General features: G+C 35.6%; 20 protein-coding genes. 10 read left to right on the top strand and 10 right to left on the bottom strand.

The window, feature by feature from the left end:
- The first annotated feature begins 2 nt into the window (after positions 1-2).
- Complete coding sequence (locus ACFEMA_RS08160; RefSeq protein ID WP_411767645.1) at positions 3-2,936, top strand: FAD-binding and (Fe-S)-binding domain-containing protein; 2,934 nt, start codon at positions 3-5, stop codon at positions 2,934-2,936.
- A gap of 49 nt (positions 2,937-2,985) precedes the next feature.
- Here the strand turns inward: ACFEMA_RS08160 and ACFEMA_RS08155 are convergent, their stop codons facing one another.
- Positions 2,986-3,837 carry a hypothetical protein gene (locus ACFEMA_RS08155; protein WP_411767644.1) on the bottom strand — a complete coding sequence of 284 codons (852 nt, stop codon included), beginning with the start codon at positions 3,835-3,837 and terminating at the stop codon, positions 2,986-2,988.
- 86 nt (positions 3,838-3,923) lie between these two features.
- The gene (locus tag ACFEMA_RS08150) at positions 3,924-4,772 is read right to left on the bottom strand and encodes a UDP-2,3-diacylglucosamine diphosphatase (protein ID WP_411767643.1); all 849 of its coding nucleotides are present in this window, start codon (positions 4,770-4,772) and stop codon (positions 3,924-3,926) included.
- 206 nt (positions 4,773-4,978) lie between these two features.
- On the opposite strand from ACFEMA_RS08150, the gene aroC reads away from it, so the two are divergent.
- From aroC to ACFEMA_RS08120, 6 genes are all read left to right on the top strand, one after another.
- Positions 4,979-6,049, top strand: a complete 1,071-nt coding sequence (gene aroC, locus ACFEMA_RS08145) for a chorismate synthase (RefSeq protein ID WP_411767642.1) — start codon at positions 4,979-4,981, stop codon at positions 6,047-6,049.
- Positions 6,050-6,134: 85 nt separating this feature from the next.
- Positions 6,135-7,580 (top strand): dicarboxylate/amino acid:cation symporter, encoded by a 1,446-nt coding sequence (locus ACFEMA_RS08140; RefSeq protein WP_411767641.1) that lies wholly within the window; start codon positions 6,135-6,137, stop codon positions 7,578-7,580.
- A 49-nt stretch (positions 7,581-7,629) separates the two neighbouring features.
- Positions 7,630-8,667 carry a glutathione synthase gene (gene gshB / locus ACFEMA_RS08135; RefSeq protein WP_411767640.1) on the top strand — a complete coding sequence of 346 codons (1,038 nt, stop codon included), beginning with the start codon at positions 7,630-7,632 and terminating at the stop codon, positions 8,665-8,667.
- A gap of 2 nt (positions 8,668-8,669) precedes the next feature.
- A complete protein-coding gene (locus tag ACFEMA_RS08130; protein ID WP_411767639.1) occupies positions 8,670-9,500 on the top strand; it encodes an N-formylglutamate amidohydrolase in 831 nt (276 codons plus the stop codon).
- Entirely contained in the window at positions 9,500-11,347 is a 1,848-nt protein-coding gene (locus ACFEMA_RS08125) for a flavohemoglobin expression-modulating QEGLA motif protein (RefSeq protein ID WP_411767638.1), read from the top strand. The genes ACFEMA_RS08130 and ACFEMA_RS08125 overlap by 1 nt, the downstream gene beginning before the upstream one ends.
- A gap of 69 nt (positions 11,348-11,416) precedes the next feature.
- The gene (locus ACFEMA_RS08120; RefSeq protein WP_411767637.1) at positions 11,417-12,457 is read left to right on the top strand and encodes a glutathione synthetase; all 1,041 of its coding nucleotides are present in this window, start codon (positions 11,417-11,419) and stop codon (positions 12,455-12,457) included.
- A 30-nt stretch (positions 12,458-12,487) separates the two neighbouring features.
- Here ACFEMA_RS08120 and ACFEMA_RS08115 read toward each other — a convergent pair whose 3' ends face one another.
- Complete coding sequence (locus ACFEMA_RS08115; protein WP_411767636.1) at positions 12,488-12,904, bottom strand: thiol-disulfide oxidoreductase DCC family protein; 417 nt, start codon at positions 12,902-12,904, stop codon at positions 12,488-12,490.
- Positions 12,905-13,050: 146 nt separating this feature from the next.
- Positions 13,051-15,219: an endonuclease MutS2 gene (locus tag ACFEMA_RS08110; protein WP_411767635.1), complete on the bottom strand. Its 2,169-nt coding sequence runs from the start codon at positions 15,217-15,219 to the stop codon at positions 13,051-13,053.
- A gap of 87 nt (positions 15,220-15,306) precedes the next feature.
- Here ACFEMA_RS08110 and ACFEMA_RS08105 point away from each other — a divergent pair, with 87 nt between their 5' ends.
- Positions 15,307-15,981 carry a uracil-DNA glycosylase gene (locus ACFEMA_RS08105; RefSeq protein WP_411767634.1) on the top strand — a complete coding sequence of 225 codons (675 nt, stop codon included), beginning with the start codon at positions 15,307-15,309 and terminating at the stop codon, positions 15,979-15,981.
- A 62-nt stretch (positions 15,982-16,043) separates the two neighbouring features.
- Here ACFEMA_RS08105 and ACFEMA_RS08100 read toward each other — a convergent pair whose 3' ends face one another.
- The 5 genes from ACFEMA_RS08100 to ACFEMA_RS08080 form a co-directional block, all read right to left on the bottom strand.
- Entirely contained in the window at positions 16,044-16,898 is an 855-nt protein-coding gene (locus ACFEMA_RS08100) for a substrate-binding domain-containing protein (RefSeq protein ID WP_411767633.1), read from the bottom strand.
- Between the two features lie 23 nt (positions 16,899-16,921).
- Positions 16,922-17,791 (bottom strand): nucleoside phosphorylase, encoded by an 870-nt coding sequence (locus ACFEMA_RS08095; RefSeq protein ID WP_411767632.1) that lies wholly within the window; start codon positions 17,789-17,791, stop codon positions 16,922-16,924.
- On the bottom strand, positions 17,791-18,720 hold the full coding sequence (locus ACFEMA_RS08090; protein ID WP_411767631.1) for a DUF1835 domain-containing protein: 930 nt from the start codon (positions 18,718-18,720) through the stop codon (positions 17,791-17,793). Before ACFEMA_RS08090 ends, ACFEMA_RS08095 begins: the two co-directional genes overlap by 1 nt.
- Positions 18,721-18,724: 4 nt before the next feature.
- Positions 18,725-19,054, bottom strand: coding sequence for a translation initiation factor (locus ACFEMA_RS08085; protein WP_411767630.1), 330 nt, complete (start codon positions 19,052-19,054; stop codon positions 18,725-18,727).
- 82 nt (positions 19,055-19,136) lie between these two features.
- Entirely contained in the window at positions 19,137-20,087 is a 951-nt protein-coding gene (locus ACFEMA_RS08080) for an isopenicillin N synthase family dioxygenase (RefSeq protein ID WP_411767629.1), read from the bottom strand.
- 143 nt (positions 20,088-20,230) lie between these two features.
- Here ACFEMA_RS08080 and ACFEMA_RS08075 point away from each other — a divergent pair, with 143 nt between their 5' ends.
- Both ACFEMA_RS08075 and ACFEMA_RS08070 read left to right on the top strand, forming a co-directional pair.
- Positions 20,231-22,234, top strand: a complete 2,004-nt coding sequence (locus tag ACFEMA_RS08075) for a thiamine pyrophosphate-dependent enzyme (RefSeq protein ID WP_411767628.1) — start codon at positions 20,231-20,233, stop codon at positions 22,232-22,234.
- A 138-nt stretch (positions 22,235-22,372) separates the two neighbouring features.
- Entirely contained in the window at positions 22,373-22,849 is a 477-nt protein-coding gene (locus tag ACFEMA_RS08070) for an Hsp20/alpha crystallin family protein (RefSeq protein WP_411767627.1), read from the top strand.
- Between the two features lie 51 nt (positions 22,850-22,900).
- Here ACFEMA_RS08070 and ACFEMA_RS08065 read toward each other — a convergent pair whose 3' ends face one another.
- Positions 22,901-24,196 carry a dipeptidase gene (locus ACFEMA_RS08065; protein WP_411767625.1) on the bottom strand — a complete coding sequence of 432 codons (1,296 nt, stop codon included), beginning with the start codon at positions 24,194-24,196 and terminating at the stop codon, positions 22,901-22,903.
- Between the last annotated feature and the right edge of the window lie 81 nt (positions 24,197-24,277).

Genomic DNA, 24,277 nt, shown 5'->3' with positions numbered 1-24,277 from the left:
TAATGCTAGTAGAGCACCCCATAGATTTTACCACAATTAAAGAAGAGTTTCAGGGGGAGTTGTCTGCAGACCATTTATTGAAACTTTTATATGCTACAGATGCTTCAGTATATAGAAAGTTGCCTTTAGCAGTTGCCTATCCAAAGACCATTGAAGACCTAAAGCTACTTATAGATTTTGCAAAGCAGAATAGTACATCTTTAATTCCCAGAGCTGCAGGCACGTCATTAGCGGGTCAATGTGTTGGAAAAGGGATTATTGTTGATGTTTCTAAACATTTTACTCGTATTCTTAGTGTCAATGAGGCGGAGAAAACAGTTACGCTACAGCCAGGTGTCATCAGGGATGAGTTGAATAACTTTTTGAAACCATTCGGATTATTTTTTGGACCAAATACATCCACCTCTAACCGTTGTATGATTGGAGGCATGGTTGGCAATAATTCTTCAGGAACTACGTCCATTCAATATGGTGTGACCAGAGATAAGGTTGTTGAATTGAAAACACTTTTAAGTGATGGTTCTGAAGTCGTATTTAATACTATAAATAAAGAGGGGTTTCTAAAAAAGGTAGAACTTCAATCATTGGAAGGGGCTATCTATAAAACGGTTTATGATGAATTGAAGTCCAAAGAAGTTCAAAATAGAATTAAGAGAGATTTTCCACGGTCTGAAATTCATAGACGTAACACTGGCTACGCTATAGATGCTCTTATTAACAACAATGTATTTACGGAAACGCAGGATGACTTTAATATGTGTCAACTTCTTTCTGGTAGTGAAGGTACATTAGCCTTTACCACAGAAATCACTCTCAAGTTAGGTGAGTTACCACCTTTAGAAAGTGCTATGGTCGCTCTGCATTTTAAAAGTATTCAGGATTGTATGTCTTCAGTTAAAAAAGTTATGCAGCATCACTTGTATACTTGTGAAATGATGGATGATACTATTTTAAATCTCACCAAACACAATAAGGCACAAGAAGCAAATCGCTTTTTTGTGGAAGGCAGTCCTAAGGCTATATTAATGTGCGAATTAAGGGCTGTAGATGAAACATTATTAAATACTCAAATCAATGCGTTTCTTCAAGTTGTTGAAAAACAAGGTCTGTCTTATGCAAACCCTGTGCTCAAAGGTAATGATATAGAGAACGCATTAGAGCTTAGAAAGGCAGGTTTGGGTTTGTTGGGAAATATGATTGGTGATAACAAAGCTGTGGCTTGTATTGAGGATACAGCTGTTGTCTTGGAAGATTTGTCGAGCTACATCAATGAGTTTTCCAATCTAATGGAATCTTATAAACAGAAACCTGTATACTATGCGCATGCTGGTGCAGGGGAGTTACATTTACGGCCAATCCTGAACTTAAAAAAAGAAGAAGACATCATTCTTTTTAGAAAAATCACTACTGATGTTGCCAAATTAGTCAAAAAATATAATGGTTCCCTGTCAGGGGAGCATGGTGATGGTTTGGTCCGTGGAGAGTTTGTTCCCTTTATGATCGGTAAGGAAAACTATGAAATTCTAAGACGAATTAAAGCCGTATTTGATCCGCAAAATATTTTTAATCCTGGGAAAATAGTAGATCCATCACCGATGGATAAAAATTTGCGCTATGAGCCAAATAGAGAAGAACCTGAAGTTTCAACATTACTGGACTTTTCATCGTCTAAAGGTATTCTACGAGAGGCTGAAAAATGTAATGGCTCTGGGGATTGCAGAAAACTTCCAGAATTTGGTGGTACCATGTGCCCAAGTTATCGTGCGACTAAAGACGAAAAGGATACTACAAGAGCTCGTGCAAATGCGCTTAGGGAGATTTTGACACATTCGGAAAAGAAAAATCGCTTTGATAGCGAAGACTTAAAAACTGTTTTCGATTTGTGTTTAAGCTGTAAAGCATGTAGCAGTGAATGTCCGAGCAGTGTTGATGTGGCAAGTCTTAAAGCAGAATTTCAATACCAATACCAAGAAGAGAATGGCTATAGTTTTAAGAATCGATTTTTTGCTAATGCCACTAAGTATAATAAGATGGCGTCTAGATTTCCGGGATTGTATAATGCTATTTTTCAGAACCTCTTGACTTCAACCCTTATTAAAAAGTGTTTAGGGATTCATCCGAAACGTAGTTTGCCGAAAGTCTCAAAATCATTTTCTAAAATAAATACTTTAAATAAAGGGCTGGGAGAAAGACAAAGTCAATCAACACAAAATAAAACAGTGTATTTATATATAGATGAATTCACTAATTATTTAGAATCTGATATTGCCTTAGACACCAAATTGGTATTAGAAACTCTAGGGTACAAGGTAAAATGTATTGACCATTTAGAAAGCGGACGTGCTCACATATCTAAAGGCTTTTTAAAGGAAGCTAAGGCTATTTCAAATCAAAATATTTCATTTTTAAAAACAATAATTGCAGAAGATACTCCTCTGGTTGGCATTGAACCTTCTGCAGTTTTCAGTTTTCGGGATGATTATTTACGCTTAGTTGATGATAGAGAAGGAGCGAAACATATTTCAAAACATGCATTTTTAATTGAAGAGTTCATTCAAAAAGAAATAGGATTGGGTTATATAAACAGCCATCAATTTACTGAGGAGTCTAAAACCATTAAGCTTCACGGACATTGCTATCAAAAAGCATTAGCTAACACAAAGTCTAGCTTTGATATGCTAAATTTGCCTAAAAACTACTCCGTGACTATAATACCAAGCGGGTGCTGTGGAATGGCTGGCAGTTTTGGATACGAAAAAGACCACTATGATATTAGTATGACCATAGGCGAGCAAACACTTTTTCCAGCGATTAGAAAATCGTCTCAAAGCACAATCATCGCTGCAAACGGAACGAGCTGTCGCCACCAAATTAAAGATGGCACTAATCGTTTGGCATTACACCCCATAACCATATTAAAAAACGCTTTAAAATAAGAAAGCACCGCTGATAGCGATGCTTTACTCATATTTATTCGATGTTTTTTTAATTGACGACGTAACTGTCAATGTCTTGAGTGTTGGACACGCTTAACGTTGTTGGAAAATCTAACGTTAATCCTAACAAATCTAATATACTTACAAAATTAGCATCTAATGTATAGGTTTGATTTGCTTCAGACTTAATTAAACCAATATCTTCTGCAAAATAATTTTTGATGACCAAGACATCTTGACTTTCTATTATTGTCACATTAGTACTCACGTCATTAACAACTACAGTAGTTGACAAGTCGAGGTTTAAGGTTATTTCTGATGTTATGACATCTGTAAAGGTTTCACCGTCCACATTAATAGAAGAAACATTTGATGTTCTGGTGTTAGTTATGCTATAAACTGCAGTCAACGGAAAAGAACTTCCATCAATATCGATAGTTTCATTAAGAACTCCTTCTAGTGTTGAAAGACCTGAGTTTATTCCTGCATTTAAATCATACAGTAAAAAATTAGTTAGTGTTAAAGACGTTTCAGATAAAAAATCTAACTCGGCTGGTAATGGCAATTCACCATTTAAGGCCAAGGTCGATGCAGAACGGGTTAATGTTCCAGTATTTAAAATAGCATTCATTAAACCAAATTCTGGTGATGTATCGCTATTGACATTAATTGTAAAAGAACTTCCGGTTTCAGAATTAATGGTGACTAAATCCGTACCAGTATAATCCAATTCAGGATTTGAAGTACTGCTATTATCAACATTATAAATCCATGTGTTATTCGCTGATGACGGATAATAGTTTCCTTCGATAGGTTCACTAGGCGTGTTAGAATCATCACTAGATGAACAGGCAGTAATAAGTCCAAGAGTAAGTAGAAATAAAAGGGCTTTATGTTTCATAATTAAGTATTTAAGTGTCAAATTTAATAAATTATTAAAGAGATTTGTGTTTTTTTACGTTTATGTTTAACGCTTAACTTAATTATCTATTGCTTTGTTTCTTCAGATTGTTGCACAATAGTAATCGCTGCAATTAGATCTTTGACCTCAAGTTCTTTAAGGTCTTCGTCAACAGAAAACGGAATGAGTTTGTCCTTGTTGTAGTTGTAGATTTTCCAACGCTTAAATTGGTACTCAAGAGCAGTAAAATGTTCAACCCAGTCACCAGAATTTAAATAGGTGGTCTTCCCTTTGTTGTTTTCTATGATTTCTATTTTGGGTTGATGTATATGGCCACAGATCACATAATCGTAGTTATTCTCAATGGCAAGGTCGGTTGCGGTCTTTTCAAAATCATTAATGTACTTAATGGCTCCTTTGACACTATTTTTTATATGCTTTGATAAAGAAAAACGTTCTTTGCCCAATTTTTCTAATGTCCAGTTAACAACTCGGTTTAGGAGAATGAGCAAATCATAGCCATAGCCACCTAATTTGGCAAGCCATTTTGCATTTTGAATTGAAATATCAAACACATCCCCATGGAAAAACCATGCTTTTTTTCCGTCTAACTCTAAAACTTTCTTGTCAACAATCGAAATATTTCCAATAGTAGTACCGCTAAATTTTCGCAACATCTCGTCGTGGTTTCCTGTGATATAGATGACTTCTGTACCATTTGCAGCAAAATCCATTATTTTTTTAATGACCTTTAGGTGCGATTTAGGAAAGTAACGTTTGCTAAACTGCCACATATCCACAATGTCTCCGTTAAGTATGAGGGTTTTTGGTTTAATACTGCTTAGATAGTTGACAAGTTGTTTGGCATGGCAGCCATAGGTACCCAAATGAACATCTGAAATGACCACAACTTCAAGTTTACGTTTTAGATCCAAAGGCAAAGTGTTTATTATTACAAAGAACTTATTTATGGGTTAATTAAACGTTATAGCATAATTATTTAATGATGAGGGAATTGTTAGATTAATGTTATAGCTAAACGCTGTATGTTAACTTAATAAAAAGTAAAAGCTGTTTTAAAAATCGCATATCCATTTTTGTTTCTGTGTATTTACATTTACTTTAGCGAAAATTAATTATAATGGCAGGCAATTCCTTCGGAAAATTATTTAAGCTTACTACTTTTGGTGAATCACACGGTAAAGCCATTGGCGGAATTATTGACGGATGTCCGGCCGGAATACCCATTGACTTCGAAGCAATTCAGCTCGACATGGATCGCCGTAAACCTGGTCAATCTAAAATTGTAACACAACGAAAAGAGCCAGATACTGTTGAATTCTATTCAGGTATATTTGAAGGAGTAACGACTGGTACCCCTATTGGTTTTGTTATTCATAATACAAATCAAAAATCTAAGGATTACTCCCATATTAAAGATGTTTATCGTCCTAGCCATGCCGATTATACGTACGACAAAAAATATGGTGTTAGAGATTACAGAGGAGGCGGGCGAAGCTCAGCACGCGAAACAGCGTGTAGGGTAGTTGCAGGTGCTGTTGCTAAACAGTTTTTAAAAGATTTAAAAATAAATGCTTTTACATCTGCAGTTGGTGATATTAAAATTGAAAAGCCGTATCAAGAATTAGATTTTAGCTTAATAGAATCTAATGTTATCCGATGTCCAGAACCTGAAACTGCTGAAAAAATGATCGCTAAAGTTCAGGATATAAAAAAGCAAGGCGATACTGTTGGGGGAGTTATTACGTGCGTGTTACAGAATGTTCCTGTCGGATTAGGAGAACCTGTTTTTGATAAACTCCATGCCGAATTAGGTAAAGCCATGCTGTCGATTAATGCCGTAAAAGGTTTTGAATATGGTAGTGGTTTTATGGGCTCTACGATGAAAGGCAGTGAGCACAATGATTTATTTAAGGAAGATGGAACCACTACGACTAACCTCTCGGGTGGTGTGCAAGGAGGCATTAGTAATGGTATGGATATTTATTTTAATGTGGCATTTAAGCCCGTAGCAACTGTCCTTCAAAAGCAAGATGCGTTGAATAGTTCTGGCGAAATTGTAGAAATGCAAGGCAAAGGGCGACACGACCCTTGTGTAGTGCCTAGAGCCGTGCCTATTGTGGAAGCTATGGCTGCTTTGGTTATGGCGGATTATTCGCTCCTGCGCAGACAAGAGTCACGTGATTGGTAAGTTTAATATAAAATAATAGATTCCTGCCTTGCGCCACCGCTAAAGCTTTAGCGCACGCGGTCGCAGGAATGACAAATAAAAAAACATGAAAAAACTCGCTTTACATTGGAAAATTATCATCGGTATGGTACTCGGTATCATTTGGGCTTTGTTATCGAGCTCAATGGGCTGGAGTGAATTTACCATAAATTGGATTGATCCTTTCGGAACAATTTTTATCAATTTATTGAAACTCATTGCCGTACCTCTTGTTCTGTTTTCAATCATAAGTGGAGTTGCAAATATTGGTGACCCTAGTAGTTTAGGACGTATGGGAGGTAAAACCCTTGGTATTTACCTTTTAACAACAATTATGGCTATATCATTGGGTTTAATGTTGGTCAATGTTATAAAGCCTGGTAAGTTAATAGATGAAGAAAGTCGTATTGACAATCGTATTAGTTATGAAATTTGGGCAGATAGTCAAGGGTATGAAATTAAGGACGGTGTCAATTATTTAAAGGATCCAGAATTTCTTCAGCGTGCCCAAGAAATTTCGGAGCTTTCTAAAAGCGAGTTACAAGAAGCTGCTGTTGCTGATAAAATGGAGACTGTAAAAAGCAGAAAAGAAACAACACCACTTCAACCATTAATTGATATTGTACCTAGCAATTTCTTTTACTCCTTATCTAATAATGGATTAATGCTTCAAATTATCTTTTTTGCTGTGTTTTTTGGGGTGTGTTTGCTTTTCATTCCAAGTAATAAATCAAAACCTGTTTTAAACTTGGTGGATGGTATAAACGAAGTCTTCTTAAAGATGGTGGACATTGTGATGCAAGCTGCACCATTTTTTGTGTTTGCACTTTTAGCAGGTGTGGTATCTAAAATGGCGGGTAATGATATTGGTAAGGTAGTAGAGATATTTAAAGGGCTGAGTTGGTATTCATTGACCGTTTTATTAGGACTTCTACTAATGATTTTTGTAATCTATCCAATAGTGCTAAAACTCTTTGTAAAGAAAATACCATATTCCGGGTTCTTTAAATCCATGAGTCCAGCACAAACATTGGCATTTTCTACATCTAGTAGTGCTGCTACACTTCCTGTTACTATGGAGTGTGTTGAGCAGAACTTAGGTGTTGACAAAAAAATAAGCAGTTTTGTATTGCCTATTGGTGCTACGGTTAATATGGATGGAACAAGTTTATATCAGGCTGTTGCAGTAATTTTCTTGGCTCAAATGCACTTAATTGATTTAACATTAGGTCAACAGATTACTGTAGTACTTACGGCAACTTTGGCATCTATCGGTTCTGCAGCTGTGCCGAGCGCAGGGTTAGTGATGCTCATTATTGTTTTGGATTCTGTAGGGTTAAATCCTGCATGGATTGCCATTATTTTTCCTGTTGATAGAATTCTTGATATGTTCCGAACTGTAGTTAATGTAACGGGAGATGCTACTGTATGCTCAATAATTGCTGATGGCGAGAATATGTTAGAGTATTCAGGAAAAGAAGATCCTTCAGAAACGTTCGATTTGGACTCATAGTTTAGGCTTAATTTTGTTATATTAAGCACTACTTAAAATTTAGAGACCAATGAATATCTGCTTTATAATGTACCCTTGGGAAAACATAGATCCTGAGAACGATACCAGTTTAGCCCTAATAAAAGAGTGTGTTAAAAGAGGGCATGGTGTAGCTATATGTACTCCAGCCAATTTAACCATCCGTGATAGTGTTACCAATGCTTTTTGTAAAGTCATCGGCCGTATGGACAAAACTCCAAGTACCTTAAAGGCGTTTTATAAAAAAGTTCAATTAAGAGATGAAATGCTGCCGCTTGCAGGTTTTGATACCATTTTTTTTAGAGCAAATCCACCGCTTGATCCTATAATGTTGAATTTTTTGGATTCTGTTAAAAATGATGTCTTTATCGTTAACTCATTGCAAGGTATGCGAGAGGCCAATAATAAGCTCTATACAGCAGCTTTCGGTGATGCACATAGCAATATTATTCCAAATACCCATGTGTCAAAAAACAAGGATTATTTAACCCAACAGATTAAAGAGTCTAAAGCAGATAAAATGATTTTAAAGCCATTGAATGGTTTTGGAGGTTCTGGTGTTATTCTCATTGAAAAATCTGCAATGAATAATATCAATTCCTTGCTCGATTTTTACATCACTTCCGGTGATGGTGAATCTAATTATGTCATACTTCAAGATTATATTGAAGGGGCAGACCAAGGAGACGTAAGGATTTTATTATTGAATGGAGAGCCTGTTGGTGCCATGAAACGTGTTCCAGGGACCGATGATCATCGCTCAAATGTGTCTGCTGGCGGTTCTGTTCAAAAGCATTCTTTGACTAAAGCAGAAAAAGCGTTATGCAAACAGATTGGCCCAAAATTAGTTAAGGATGGTCTTTATTTTGTTGGTATTGATGTCATCGGCGGAAAACTTGTTGAAGTTAATGTAATGTCACCAGGCGGTATTACCTATATCAATAAAGTCTATAAGAACAAGCGTAAGGTTGAAGAAAAGGTTATAGACTTTCTAGAAAGTAAGGTATTGGATCAGCTTCAGGCATTTGATCGAAGAACACGATTGCGAAAAACAGTAGAGGAAGCATAATTATGGAACGACTTTCAATTTCAGAAATTATTGAAAAAATCAATAATGAAGAAACCTTTCATGCTGTTTCCGAAGATTATTCACTTACATTAAAAATTGAAGATTACACCTACTATGCCTGTGCAGCAATTCATAATGGACATCAGTTCAGAAAGTCGTTGTGGAAAAATTGTATGCATACTGAATACGAGCGCTGGTACGAAGAAGATCCGGAAACTAAAACGATGATACAATCCCATCCTATAGTTTTGGCAGGTTATGATTCACGATTTGAATATGACCTTAACCGAGATTCTGAAAACGCTGTGTTTGAAACAGCTTGGGGGAAACAACTTTGGAAACATCCTTTGGAAGAATCAGAAAAAGAAATAAGCCTTAATAAACATGCCAATTTCTATAAGGTAGTGGATGCATTACTGTCTAAATTAGAAGAGAAATTTAAAGTCGCCATAGTTTACGATATGCACAGTTATAATTGGCAACGTTGGGATAGGGAAGTGCCAACATGGAATTTAGGTACATCTAATGTTGATAACGAACGCTTTGGTGACATTATTGAATCTTGGAGACAATCCTTGGCATCCATTGAGTTACCTCATAACATAAAACAAACATCTACTATAAATGATGTGTTTCAAGGCAATGGTTATTTTTTAAAACATATTACAAATACCTTTAAAAACACTTTGGTTTTAGCTACAGAAATTGCAAAAGTATATTGCGAAGAGTATCAACAAATAATTTACCCAGAGGTGGTGTGTTCAGTGGAAACACAACTAAGGGAGCTTTTACCTAAGCATGCTGAAGCATTCTATAATCGATTTAAATCTTAATGGCACCAGTAAAAACAGTTCATAAAATTGAGGATTCGGTTATTGACAGAATCTGTAATACGATTAAAAATCAAAAACCGGTTAATGAAGTACTTCCGGAAAAAGGGATTATTCATATTGATAAATTGATGCCTTTTATCTGTATTTATAGGTTTAGTGAGTTAGATGTCTATTTCGCTAGAATTATAAGAACCCAAGCATCATATGTATTGGTAAATGACCAAGTTGATATTTCACATTTGCTTGAGTCCATTAGAAAAGTAACCTCAAAAAAATTTGAAACTTTTTTAGTACTCGAGTTCTGGCCTGAACAAGACAATCAAAGTACTACCTTCAACATTTCTTGCCCGGTAGGAAAGTCTCCAGCAACCATATCCGCATTACAAAGCGGGTTTAAAACACTAAATGAAACCTACCCAAATATTAAGGTAGATGTTGATGATACGCATCAAAGGCATCCTAAGCACCTAGAGCCATTATATAATACTGAAGACTCCAAAAAGAAAGGTGTTTTATTTATTGGTGTAACCATGCCTATTCTTTATAAGAACAATAATACGGAGGAACTGTATTCGCTATTTTTTAGGCAATATTACTCTGTGTTTTCAGAGACGATTAAACGTGCTGTTTTCGAATTTATTAGGGTGCAGACTTCTGATGATTTTGAGCATTATTTAATGCTAGGTAAAACCAATATTGATGAAGTAACACTTAAATCGGATAAGGATTTAGCAAAAATAAGTGAAGGGATGTCTTTTTTGTTGAGAACGACTCCTGTTAACAGTAATGAAGAGTGGAAGAATTTCAAAAAAAATAATTTCAAAAAAAATCCTTCTTTTAAGTATCGACTGATCGCTTTAGATCCTGAGCAAGAAAAACGAAAACTTTACAATATACCAATAGATGAAGTTGATGACCCTACGATAGCATTTATTTTGAGAGGAAAACGGCTAGAGATAGAAAAGCAACTCACGATGCTAGAGGAAAGAGGCACCAAAAACTTTAGGTTTGTCGGTGAAAGCTTATATGGGGTTATTAAAAAGAATGTCCTTAAAGAAGCACGAAAAATTCTAAAAGCCTTTCCAAAACGAGTAGAGGGAAAAAACAACAAGAGGTTAAATTGTCATGAATTTGCAGATATTGCAAACGAAGAACTCGCATTCTACAATAAAAAATTTCCTGATATTGAATTATCACTAGAGATTAGAGATGATGTTGCCGGAATTATGGTATCCAAGTCAAAACTATTGATAAATAATGAAGTTACTTTTGGTGAGGACAGAGCAGATGCATTGATACAGCACGAAATCGGGACACATCTATTGACCTATTGCAACGGAAAACAACAGCCCTTTCACCAAATGTATGAAGGTTTTGAAGGCTATGACCAGTTGCAAGAAGGTTTGGCAGTTATTGCCGAGTACCTTGTAGGAGGCCTTACTATTAATAGGCTACGTTTGTTGGCAGGTAGGGTTGTAGCTGTCAAATCTATGACCGACGGTCGTAATTTTATAGAAACCTTTAGCCTTTTACGAAAACGACATGGTTTTTCAGAACGTATAGCGTACTATATTACCATGCGGGTCTATAGAGGTGGAGGGCTAACAAAAGATGCAGTATATCTGGCAGGATTGATAGACGTTTTAAATTATCTTAAAAATGGGGGAGAGCTCGAAAATTTATATTGCGGTAAATTTAATACCAACCACATTGAATTAGTAGAAGAATTATTATACCGAAAGGTTCTAAAAAAACCAATATCACCAAGATTCCTTGAGCGTGACGAAGTAAAAAAACGATTAAAAAGACTCCGTAAAGGAATTGAAATAACAGAGCTAATAAATTAAGGGATACCGTTAATACATATCTTTTATTAGAAGTAGTTTGCATTAATTAATCTGTCTAAATATGTATTTATGAAACTCGCCTTTATTATAAATGACCATGAGACTGAAAAAGCAAACTATACAACACCTTCTTTAGGCTACTCCGCTTACAAGAGAGGACACGATGTTTATTTTATAGGGGTAGGTGAATTATCATACGCTTCTAGAGGGCATTTAGCCGTTCGTTGTAAAACTATTTCGGGACGAAATTTTAATAGTGTAGATACGTATTTTAAAGCTTTACAAAAAGAAAAGTTGACTAAGGTTACGTCTAAGGATTTGGATGTTCTTTTTTTAAGAAACAATCCGTCGGACGAAATAAATGAAAGAGATTGGGCACAAAATGCTGCTTTTATTTTTGGTGAAATTGCTATGAGGAATGGTGTTTTGGTGCTTAATCACCCTAATAGTCTGGCAGGTGCAGTTAATAAAATGTATTTTCAGCATTTTCCAGAGATTATTAGGCCTAAAACAATAATCACGAGAGATCATGATGAAATAAAGGCGTTTTTTAAAAAACAGAAGCAAAAAATGATCTTAAAGCCATTACAAGGCTCAGGTGGTACCAATGTTTTTTTAATGGATAAAAAAAATGAGCACAACCTTACGCAAACCATTGATGCTATATGTAGAGATGGTTTTGTAATTGCTCAAGAGTATTTATCCGAAGCACCTAAAGGGGATACACGTTTATTTCTTATGAACGGTGAGCCGCTTATGGTTAATGGACAATACGCCATTATGCAGCGGGTTAATGCTACTGGTGATATTCGTAGCAATATTCATGCAGGAGGAAGGCCCGAAAAAGTTAAGATGACAGATAAAATTCTTCAACTAGCAGATGTGGTACGTCCAAAATTGGTACAAGATGGCATGTTTTTGGTGGGAATTGATATTGTCGGGGATAAACTCATGGAAATTAATGTGTTTAGTCCTGGCGGTTTAAATGTTATGGGAGATATGTACGATCAAGATTTTTCTACCATAGTTATCGAAGCCATTGAGAAAAAAGTGTATTACAAAAAGTTTTATTCAGACTATTTATTTAATAGTAGGTTGGCGACATTATAATTTTTTAGAATAAATTAAAACCTTAGACACTTAATCCAAAAACTTAGCCTTTAACTCTGGAGTGGGAATCATGCATTGCTCTTTTTTACCATACCACTTATAGCGATTCTCAGCAACAAAGTCATAGACCCAATTTCTAATGAATCTGGGAATTATAAAAAAGACTGCAGAAAGATTTAAAGGGAATTTCAGTTTTTTAGCGACATGCAGTGCTGCAGAAGACTTTGTTTTAATTCCAAAATCAGGGTTATATAAAATTATTGAGTCTGTTTCTTGAGAATCAATATTATACTTTGAAATAATTTGTTGCCCAATATCGCCTTGTAGTGGTGCGAATAAAAAGTGATCTTTCGGATCGTTCTTTATTACCTTTAATACTGAGCTATTGCAGAGATTGCAAACACCGTCAAAAAGAATTAATTGCTTGTCTTTGGGAATTTCTATCATAATTTGTCATTCCTGCGAAGGCAGGAATCTATTTTAATATGTGATCCTAACTTATGGATTCCTGCATACGCAGGAATGACATAATCCTACAAAGATACGACTACCACTTATAAGGTATTTAAAAGTTCCGTTAAAACAATAATGTTCTATTTTTTAGCCTCTACCAATTCCAATAAATCCATACTGATGTTTGTCGTAAATAAGCCATAGTTTACCGTGGCTTTATTTTTTTCAATGGTATCAATACTACCAACAGCTCGTCCGTCGTGCATACGTACGCGGTCACCAACTTTTAATATTGGTTTAGGTGGTGAAGGTTTCTCTTTTTTCTTTTTCCTTTCCTCCTTTTTCTTCTGTCTTATGACTTCAACCTTCTTTTCGGCTTCCTGTTTTACTTGTTTTTCCTTAGCCTTTTCTGCACGCTTTTGTTTAGCAGATACTTTTTTACGTTTGGAATTTTCAATCTGAACCAATTTAAAAAGCTCTCCCATTAATTCACGCTTCCGTTTATTATCCATAAACTTTTCTGCTAGGTCATTGACTTTCTGACCTAAGTAAATGAGGCGTTGGTTACTATCGTACAATTCTTGATAGCTTTCTAATTTCTTTTGGATTCTATCATTAGTTACCTCTAATTTCTCAGCTTCAGAAAGTTTCTTTTTTTCATTGGCTTTTAACGATTGTTCAGTTTTTTCTAATCGACTTCTTTGTTTCTGAAGTTTTGCTATAGTAGCATCAAACCTCACTTTACCGCGTTCTATTTTCTTTTTGGCCTTATTGATTAGGCTGTAAGGAATTCCATTTTTTTGAGCAACTTCAAAAGTAAATGAACTACCAGCTTGTCCTGTTACCAATTTGTACATAGGCTCTAAACTTTTCTCATTGAATAGCATATTGGCATTCTGCATGTGAGGTAATTCATTGGCCAACAGCTTTAAGTTTGAGTAGTGGGTGGTTATGATTCCGAATGCTTTTCTATCATAAAACACCTCCAGAAATGCTTCAGCTAAAGCGCCACCGAGCTCTGGGTCACTTCCCGTCCCGAACTCATCAATTAAGAAAAGGGTTTTAGCATTGCATTTTTTTAGAAAATAATTCATCTGCTTCAGACGATAACTATACGTACTTAGATGATTTTCTATAGACTGGTTATCACCAATATCACTTAGAATCCGTTCAAACAGGCAAACAGTACTTCGCTCGTGCACAGGAATTAGAAAGCCACTCTGAATCATTACTTGTAATAAGCCAACTGTCTTTAGTGTAATACTTTTTCCACCAGCATTGGGACCTGATATTACAATAATTCTACTGTTTTTATTTAGTCCGATGGTCTGTGGATAGGTGGTTTCTTTCTTTTCTTTATTAGTTAAATAGAGTAGTGGGTGATAGGCATCTTTTAGAAACAGCTCTTTGTCGTTTGAGATTTCTGGCAAAACAGCATCCATGCTTTGTGCATATTTAGCTTTTGCTGAAATAACATCAATCTTAGTTAAAAACTCTTGATAAGAATTTAATAATGGTAAATAATCACGAATGAGATCAGTCACCGATTTTAAAATCTTAATGACTTCTTCTTTTTCTTCGTATTCTAAATTATTAAGTTCTCTAGAGTACTGAAGCGTAGTTTCTGGTTCTATATAAACAATACTACCTGTTTTACTTCCTCCCATTATGGCTCCCTTTACCTTACGGCGATACATGGCTTTTACGGCGAGAACACGCTTATTATCTACAACGGACTCTCTTATATCATCTAAATAATCGAGATTGTGATACGTGTTTAAGGAAGAACTAAAGCTGCTGTTTATTTTTCCTTTGAGTTTATTAATGCCTTGTCGTAATTCTGACAAAAGCGGTGAGGCATCATCTTTTACATCACCAAAGCGATCTACGATTCTATCTACTTCATCAACGATCTCTGTGGTTACTTCAATATGTTGGCCTAATAGGTTTAAGTTTGGATAGTACTCGTTGAACTTTTTTAGAAATTTTAAAATAGAATTCGAGGTTAAGGATATACTTACTAATTTTTGGAGGCTTTTTACTTCGAGATATGTGTTCTCAATACCCAAAAGCTTTAATTCCTTGGTAATAGCTTCAAATCCATGATTAGGAATACGGTTGTCGTTTGCAAAAGACGCTACATACTCATTGGTGTAATGTAGTTCTCTTTTTAAAGTTGATTCATCTTTGTAGGGTATAATGGATAACACCTCCGATTTACCCAGAGCAGTAATACATAATTCAGCAACCTGTAAGAGTACTGTTGGAAACTCTAAATCCTTTAACGTTTTTGGATGAATGTTAATCATTAGATGTAAAAATGAGTTGCAAATTTAATTGAATTATAAGGATATGCCTAATGCAAGTTTACCACCCATTCCTATTATATTTGTTATATGAATGTGAGCATAGACAACAGTTGGAAACCATTACTCAAGCCTGAATTTGAGAAGCCCTATTTTTCTGATTTGGTCAATTTTGTAAAACAGGAATATAAAAAGCATACATGTTACCCAAATGGTCAAGATATTTTCAATGCATTTAATCATTGCAGGTTTGAAGATTTAAAAGTAGTCATTATCGGTCAAGATCCTTATCACGGCCCAAACCAAGCCAATGGATTGTGTTTTTCTGTACATGATGGTATTCCGCATCCACCATCATTAACCAATATATTTAAGGAGCTAGAATCGGATTTGAAATTACCTTATCCTACAAGTGGTAATTTAGAATCTTGGGCAGATCAAGGTGTATTGTTATTAAATGCGACATTAACCGTGAGAGCTCATACTGCGGGAAGTCATCAAAATAAAGGGTGGGAAATATTTACAGATACTGTCATCAAAACCATAAGTGACCATAAAGAAAACGTTGTTTTCCTTTTATGGGGTGGTTTTGCAAAAAAGAAGACGAAACTAATAGACCCTAAGAAACATCATATATTAACATCTGGGCATCCATCACCACTTAGCGCAAATCGAGGCTATTGGTTTGGAAATAAACACTTCAGTAAGACTAATGAGGTGCTACAGCAAGACGGGGCTGAGAAGATTGACTGGTCGTTAATTTAGGATTCGGCTGGACTACTTAGGTTTTCTAAGTTGCACCCTTAATAGATAAAATGTATTGTCGATTATAGTTGCTTGACTATCTGTTGGTAGGGCCATTTTTCAGGAATAATATTTAGATCAAATAATTCATTCTGAACATTACTAATTGTACGCTCCGGGATCAAGGTCTGAGACCATTCAGTAATAGATAGCCACTCTTGCACGTCTTCAAGCTGTTGATGATAACGCTTGGCAATAATTTGGTCAACCTCTTGCACATCTTTAAATTCTTCAGTGTACTTGTTTATGATTTTTAGAATGGCACTTAAGTCCTCTGGGTTCTCTTTTATAAAACGGTCTGTTGCTGCAATCACAAAACATGGCCACGGAGAAGGGCAATTTCCTATTCGTCTAAAAACATTAGTATCAACAAGTGGTTTTGTCGTAAACTTTTCCCACATAAAATAATCGGCATCTCCGTTTGTTAAGCCATTGACTGCTCCTTCTAAGTTTTTTATGACCTCAAATTTTAAGTCCTTTTCAAGATTCCATTCTTGGTTTTTGGCGTTGACATAGGCCATGAGGTGAGATCCAGAACCATAACGACTAATAGCCGCTCTTTTTCCTTTGATATCTTCTAGTGTTTCAAAACCTGAACCATCAGCTACGTGAATGCCCCATATCAAAGGGGTTTTTACATAGGTTTGGACAATTTTTGAAGGATTATCTGCAATGATGTCTTTTATGATGCCCTCAGTTAATATTACGGCAAGGTCTATGTCATCATTTCTCAACGCCTTGCACATCTCGCCAGTACCGCCATGGTAGTCCTCCCATCGAAGATTAATGCCTTCGCTTTTAAAGTCTCCATTTTTTAGTGCAAAATACCACGGTAGGTTAAAATGTTCTGGCACGCCACCAATTTTTACTTTTTTCATTTGACTAATCTATAAGTAACCTACTATTCTACCAATTTATTTAAAGTATAAACAATCAATTTTTCTATCAATTTAGATGGGTTTTCACTAAACTCACCTGTGGCTCTGTTTGCTAAAATTGCATTCATGGAAATCGCGTTATGCCCTAGTAGTTTTGATAAACCATAAATACCAGCAGTTTCCATTTCCAGATTTGTGATCTGCAGATTATTGTATTTAAACTGTGCCAACTTCTCATTTAGCTTATTATCCTTTAATTTTAATCGTAATACACGCCCTTGGGGGCCATAAAACCCAACGTTAGTTCCTGTAAAGCCTTTAAAGGTATGTTTTGATGATAACTTATTAAAAAGTTCCTTTGAACAAGAGACGACATAAGGATGGGATTTAAATTCATCCCAACTTGTAGCTTCTTTTAACGCTTTTGTAACGTCCTTTTCTTGGACTGAATCACTTTGGTAATAGTGTAGTAAGCTATCAAACCCAACAGCATATTCACTTATTAAAAATGAGTTAATTGGAATGTGTTTTTGTATAGAACCAGAAGTGCCAATCCTAATAACATCAAGAGTTGTTAAAGTATCTTTAACCGTTCTTTTTTTTAAGTCTATATTAACTAGGGCATCTAATTCATTTAATACAATGTCGATATTGTCGGTACCAATGCCCGTAGAGATTACAGTTATCCGTTTGCCTTTGTAAGTACCTGTTTGGGTATGAAATTCCCGCTTTTTTATTTTAAATTCAACGCTGTCAAAATACGTTGTAACAGAATCTACCCGATCTGGATCTCCTACAGTAATTATTGTGTTTGAGATATGCTCTGGTCTAAGATTAAGATGATAAACACTCCCATCAGGGTTTAATATGAGCTCTGAAGCAGCTATTGACATTACAGGACTTTTATAAGTTTGTTTTCTTCGTTATCGAAATAATAACGCAGTCGGTTAACAGCACCATAGGTTATGTTATTGCTTAATTTCATTTCGGAATTCACTTCTCCGCTCAATACATTTTCGCCCTTATCAGTTAGAGTAAAACCATTTTTAGATTCACTAAAAAGATGCTCCATGTGACTTAAAAGTCTTTCAAATTGTATATCACCATAACCGTAATACCCTTGGTGATTAAGGCAAAGCCCAAGTAATTGATTTCTTGTCGTTACCTTGTTTTCTTTAATTAATTTTAAAATTGTTTCTTCCAGCACAGATAATCCATTTTTAGAATTTGGAAAACGCTTTAGATGGGCTTTTAAACAGTTGCTTAAGTATTTAAAAGAAGACCCTTGGGTAATGTACATTTTAAAGATGTTATGGTCAGTGCCATTATAGGTTCTCCACAGGGCTATCATTAACTCCATATCTTCTTTGACTAATCGTGTTCGAGCTTCATAATGATCTTTTAGCTCTTTGGAGTTAAGCTCACTTAGCCCAGTAAGTTCTTTTCTGCCTTCAACACGACCACTGCACACTAAGGATAAAGGGGTTTTAATTTCTTTTTGATGTAAAAGGTTAATGACACCAATGAGGTTGATATGGCAAAACAAATCGTACTCAAACCATAAAACGATTTCATCAAACTTGTTTGCGTCATCTAATAATGCTAATTCTGTTTCTAGTTCTTTTTGATTGACCTCAATGTCATAAAATTCTTTTAAAAATTCCGTACGGATGTTGAAGAACTCAGCAGAATCAATTTTTGGTATTGTCGGTCCTTCACACAGCATTTCTTGCCAGGTGAGGATTTCGTCAGTATACCCAAACCTTACCATGTTGTTGGTAAGGCTATATCCATTAGTGATATGTAAAATTTGTTTTGACATGTATCTAACCGCCAACCCGTTTAACATTAAAACCTAACGATTTTAGTGTCGTCATAATCTTATCTCTATAATCTCCCTGTATGATTATGACGTCATTCTTAAAGCTGCCACCAACACTAAGGTCTTTTTTTAGCATTTTGGTCAATTCTTTAAAATCTTCATTGGCACCAGTATACCCTTCTAGAATCGTAATTGGTTTTCCTTTTCTTTTTTCATACTTACAGATGATAGGATCGTCTTGTAACCAAAGGCCGTGGTCTATATCTTCTTTTTCGTCAGTTTCTTCGGGTTCATGGTCCGGAAAAAGATTTTTGAGCTGGTCTTGTAAATCCATTGGTTCAGTTTTCAGTCTCAGTTTTCAGTCCCAGTTATTAATTTGTGATAGCCAAATGTCTACTGTGACTGCATACTGGATTCTATTTTTTAATTAGTCCTAATTCTACCAATCGTTGGTTTAGGAATTCGCCAGCTGTGATGTCACTGTACAATTTAGGATGCTCATCATCGATACAATTATCTAGAACGTCCAATTTCATTTCGCTGATAGGGTGCATAAAAAATGGAATGGAATAACGAGATGTACCCCATAATTCGCGAGGTGGATTTACAACACGATGGATTGTAGATTTTAATTTGTTATTGGTGTGGCGCGATAACATGTCACCAACATTGATCATAAGTTCGTCCGGTTCGGCAATAGCATCAATCCATTCGCCCTTATGGTTTTGAACTTGCAAGCCTCTTCCTTGTGCTCCCATTAAGAGGGTGATTAGGTTAATATCTCCATGGGCAGCAGCTCTTACAGCATTTTTTGGCTCTTCAGTGATTGGTGGATAATGGATTGGTCTTAAAATGGAATTACCATTATGGATATATTCATCAAAATACGTTTCTTCCAAACCTAAATATAAAGCAAGTGCTCGGAGTACATATTTAGCCGTTTTTTCTAGCATACCGTAGGCTTCTTTTCCAACCTCATTAAAATGTGGTAACTCCTTTACTTCAACATTTTCAGGATATTCTTTACGAAGTTCATCATTATCTTCAACATACTGTCCAAAATGCCAAAACTCTTTTAAATCACCTTCTTTTTTACCTTTAGCACTTTCTTTTCCGAAAGAAACATAGCCGCGTTGACCACCAATCCCCGGGATTTCATAACTTTCTTTTACCTCTAAAGGAAGCTCAAAGAAATTTTTAACTTCTTGATAAAGATTATCTACTAGCTCATCATCTAGAAAATGACCTTTCAGTGCAACAAAGCCTATATCTTCATAAGCTTTTCCAATATCCTTGATAAATTGCTCTTTTTTAGTGTCGTCGTTAGAAATAAAATCTTTTAAATCTACACTTGGTATTCTTTCCATCAGTCTATTTTACTGTATTAAACATCACGTAAAGATACTAATTTCGCTTTATAAATCTAACGCTATTACATCGAGAGCATTAAATATTTTAATAATATTTGTGTCTATTTTAAGTACATTTGGTTGCGAGTATAACATAATTTATGGCAACAGAACAAACACAAGGTATTACATATAAAAAAAATCATGGCTTAGATGCTGAGACTCTTTTAAAGCTCTACTATAATATGTCGAAACCGCGACTTATAGAAGAGAAAATGCTGATTTTATTACGTCAAGGGAAAATTTCAAAATGGTTTTCAGGAATAGGCCAAGAAGCAATTTCTGTTGGGGTAACAATGGCCTTACATTCGGATGAATATATTCTGCCTATGCACCGCAATCTTGGGGTTTTTACCACAAGGGAAGTGCCACTACATAGGTTGTTTTGTCAATGGCAAGGCAAAGCTAGTGGTTTTACAAATGGAAGAGACCGCTCTTTTCATTTTGGAACGCAAGATTATAAACTCGTGGGAATGATTTCTCATTTAGGACCACAACTTGGTGTGGCGGACGGTATTGCTTTAGCTAATCTTTTAAAAAATGATGAAAAGGTTACAGCCGTGTTTACTGGAGAAGGAGGGACAAGTGAAGGTGATTTTCATGAAGCTTTAAATGTTGCTTCTGTTTGGCAATTACCGGTATTGTTTTGTATTGAAAACAATGGCTATGGTCTTTCGACACCAACGAAAGAGCAATACAATTGCAAGGATTTGGCGGATAAAGGTATAGGCTACGGAATGGAACCTCACATCATTGACGGAAATAATATTATAGAGGTCTATTCTACTTTAAAGGCATTAGCCGAGAGCGTCAGAAAGACCCCAAGACCTATTTTATTAGAATTTAAAACATTTAGACGTAGAGGACACGAAGAAGCCAGTGGCACAAAATACGTTCCCGATGACCTTATGGAGGAGTGGGAGGCAAAAGATCCAATTGATAACTACAGAAATTTTCTTCTATCTGAAGGAATTTTAACCTCTGAAGCCGATACAAAAATGAGAGAGGACATCATGTCCGAAATAAACGAAGGATTAGACTCTGCTTATGCAGAACCAGACATTATCCCTGATTTAAGTAAAGAACTAAATGACGTTTATAAACCATTTCAATATCAAGACATTGAATCTAATTCAGAATCTAATGAAATACGTTTAATTGATGCCATTTCAGATGGCTTAAGGCAATCGATGGAACGGCATAATGATTTGGTTATCATGGGTCAGGATATTGCTGAATATGGAGGTGTATTTAAAATCACTGATGGGTTTGTTGAGCAGTTTGGTAACGAGCGTGTAAGAAATACACCTATTTGTGAATCTTCAATTGTCGAAGTCGGAATGGGGTTGTCCATTGCAGGAATGAAAGCAGTTGTAGAAATGCAGTTTGCTGACTTTGTGTCTTCAGGATTTAACCCAATCGTCAATTATTTAGCGAAGTCCTATTACAGATGGGCACAAATTGCAGATGTTGTTATTAGAATGCCTTGTGGTGCTGGTGTTGCTGCAGGTCCGTTTCACTCCCAAACAAATGAGGCTTGGTTTACAAAAACACCAGGGTTAAAAGTAGTATATCCGGCTTTTCCTTATGATGCTAAAGGGTTATTAGCAACAGCTATCAATGACCCAAATCCGGTATTGTTTTTTGAACATAAAGCTTTGTACAGAAGTATACGACAAGAGGTTCCAACGGATTATTTTACGCTTCCTTTTGGTAAAGCTTCACTATTAAGGCAAGGGGAAGATATTTCAATCATTACTTATGGTGCAGGAGTTCATTGGGCTTTAGAGACATTAGAAAATAACCCTACCGTAAAAGCAGATCTCATTGATTTAAGAACGTTACAGCCTTTAGACATGGAGACTATTGGTGAGTCCGTTAAAAAGACAGGCAAAGTCATTATTTTACAAGAAGATTCTCTTTTTGGGGGTATTGCCAGTGATATTTCTGCCACAATCATGGAAGACTATTTTGAAGATTTAGATGCTCCAGTAAAACGAGTCGCTAGCCTCGAAACACCAATTCCGTTTTTAGATAAATTGGAAGATCAATACTTGCCGAAACAACGATTTGAAGAAGAATTAATTCAGCTACTTAATTATTAAAATTCACATAAACCTCTATTTAATAGAGCTTTACAGTGAAATTATGTCAGTTATTCTGAAATTTTTTCAGTCAAATGACTTTGGTATTTAATTTGCTCATTATACATAAAACAAATGTTTAATTTAAAATTTAATATTATGAGTAATTTAATTGCAACAAAAAATGGCACTGAAAGAAACTCTAGATTAGGTTTTAGTGCACTTCCGAGTATATCATCTTGGATGGACGATATTATCAATACTAATTTTGGTAATGAATTTGTTTCTAATTTTAATACAGGTATTACATTGCCGGCAGTAAATGTTTTGGATAATGATGAAGAATATAAGGTTGAAATGGCTGTTCCTGGATTAAAGAAATCTGATTTTGATATCAGTTTAGATAATCAATTATTATCTATTTCAGCTGAAACTAAAATAGAGGATTCAGAAGAGAACAATAACTTTACTAGACGAGAATTTGGCTATTCTTCGTTTAAAAGGACGTTTTCGTTACCAGAAACGGTAGAAACAGATAAAATAAATGCCAAATACGAAGATGGAATTCTAAAAGTGACTTTGCCTAAACGTGAAGAAGCTAAAAAGAAACCTCTAAGACAAATAGAAGTTTCCTAAATTAGACTTGAATACATAATTAAAGGCTCGCATTTGCGAGCCTTTTTTATATCAAAGTGTTTTCGAAATCGCTTGGACTTCATCCAGTACTCGAAGTAAATTACCAGACCATAATTTTTCTATCTCTTCCTCAGTATAACCACGTTTTACCAATTCATGAGTGACATTAAAAGTCTCAGAGGCATCGCTCCAGCCTTCAATCGCGCCACCACCATCAAAATCACTACTGATGCCCACATGATCAATACCCATTTTTTCGACGAGATAGTCTATATGGTTTACGAAATCCTCAACATTGACAGGCTTAGGGTAATCTTCCATAGCCGCAATTTTTGTTTCGGCTAAATCATTGATGGTTCTTAAGTAACCAGACTCTATTATAGAATCTCTTAGAGTTTGTTCTAGCCCTCTTAATTCTCTCCGACCATAGTATGTAACACCCATAGAATCTGCAATCGACTTCTTAATTTCTAATTCTTTATTATTTCTAACTTCGTACTTTTCAGTATTTAAATACGATTTAAAAGCGACGGTCTGCACTACGCCACCATTGTCTTTTATCCATCCTAGTTGCTCATCATCTAGATTTCTACTATGATCACATAATGCTCTTGCAGATGAATGCGAAGCTATAACAGGTGCTTTTGATAATTCTATCATTTGTCTAATGGCTTCTTTGGACGGGTGTGAAACGTCAATCATCATTCCGACCTTGTTCATTTCCTTTACGACCAACTTTCCAAAATCACTTAGACCGTTATGTAACCAAACATCATCTGCTTCACCAGTATTGCTATCACTCAATTGACTGTGCCCATTGTGAGCCAATGACATATAACGTCCGCCACGATCATAGAATTTCTTCACGTTACTTAAATCCAAACCAACGGGATATCCATTTTCTATACCGATCATAGCTACTTTTTTACCAGCATCAACGATACGCCTTACATCATCAGAATTAAGGGCTAATTCAATTTGGTCTGGGGCTATTTCTTTAGTTAATCGGTGAATGGCATCAAATTTTGAAATGGCATTCTCATACGCTTTTTCAAAACCAGCTTTATTTAAAGAATCTTGTCCTGTATAGACTATGAACCAAGCAACGTCAAGACCACCTTCATTCATTTTAGGGAGATTTACCTGATTGTCTAAGCGCTGTGTGTAATTGATAGAGTCCGTAAAATTTTTGACGTTAATATCGCAGTGCGTGTCTAAAGTGATGACGCTCTCATGTATAGCTTTAGCTCTTTTTAAAATGCCTTCAGGGCTGTTGTCAACTTCCTTTTTACAACTCATGGCACTTATTAAAATAATTAGAAATAGGGTAGTGGTTTTAAATTTCATTGGTTTAAGATTTCCAATAAAAGTAAATAGAATACTCACTCAAAACAAAAAAACCAACACATTTACGTATTGGCTTTTTCA

The organism is Winogradskyella sp. A3E31, from assembly GCF_046720935.1.
In the GTDB taxonomy this organism is placed as follows: Bacteria; Bacteroidota; Bacteroidia; order Flavobacteriales; family Flavobacteriaceae; genus Winogradskyella.
The sequence above is the reverse complement of the archived record's forward strand: the minus strand, read 5'-3'. Positions and strand labels throughout refer to the sequence as shown.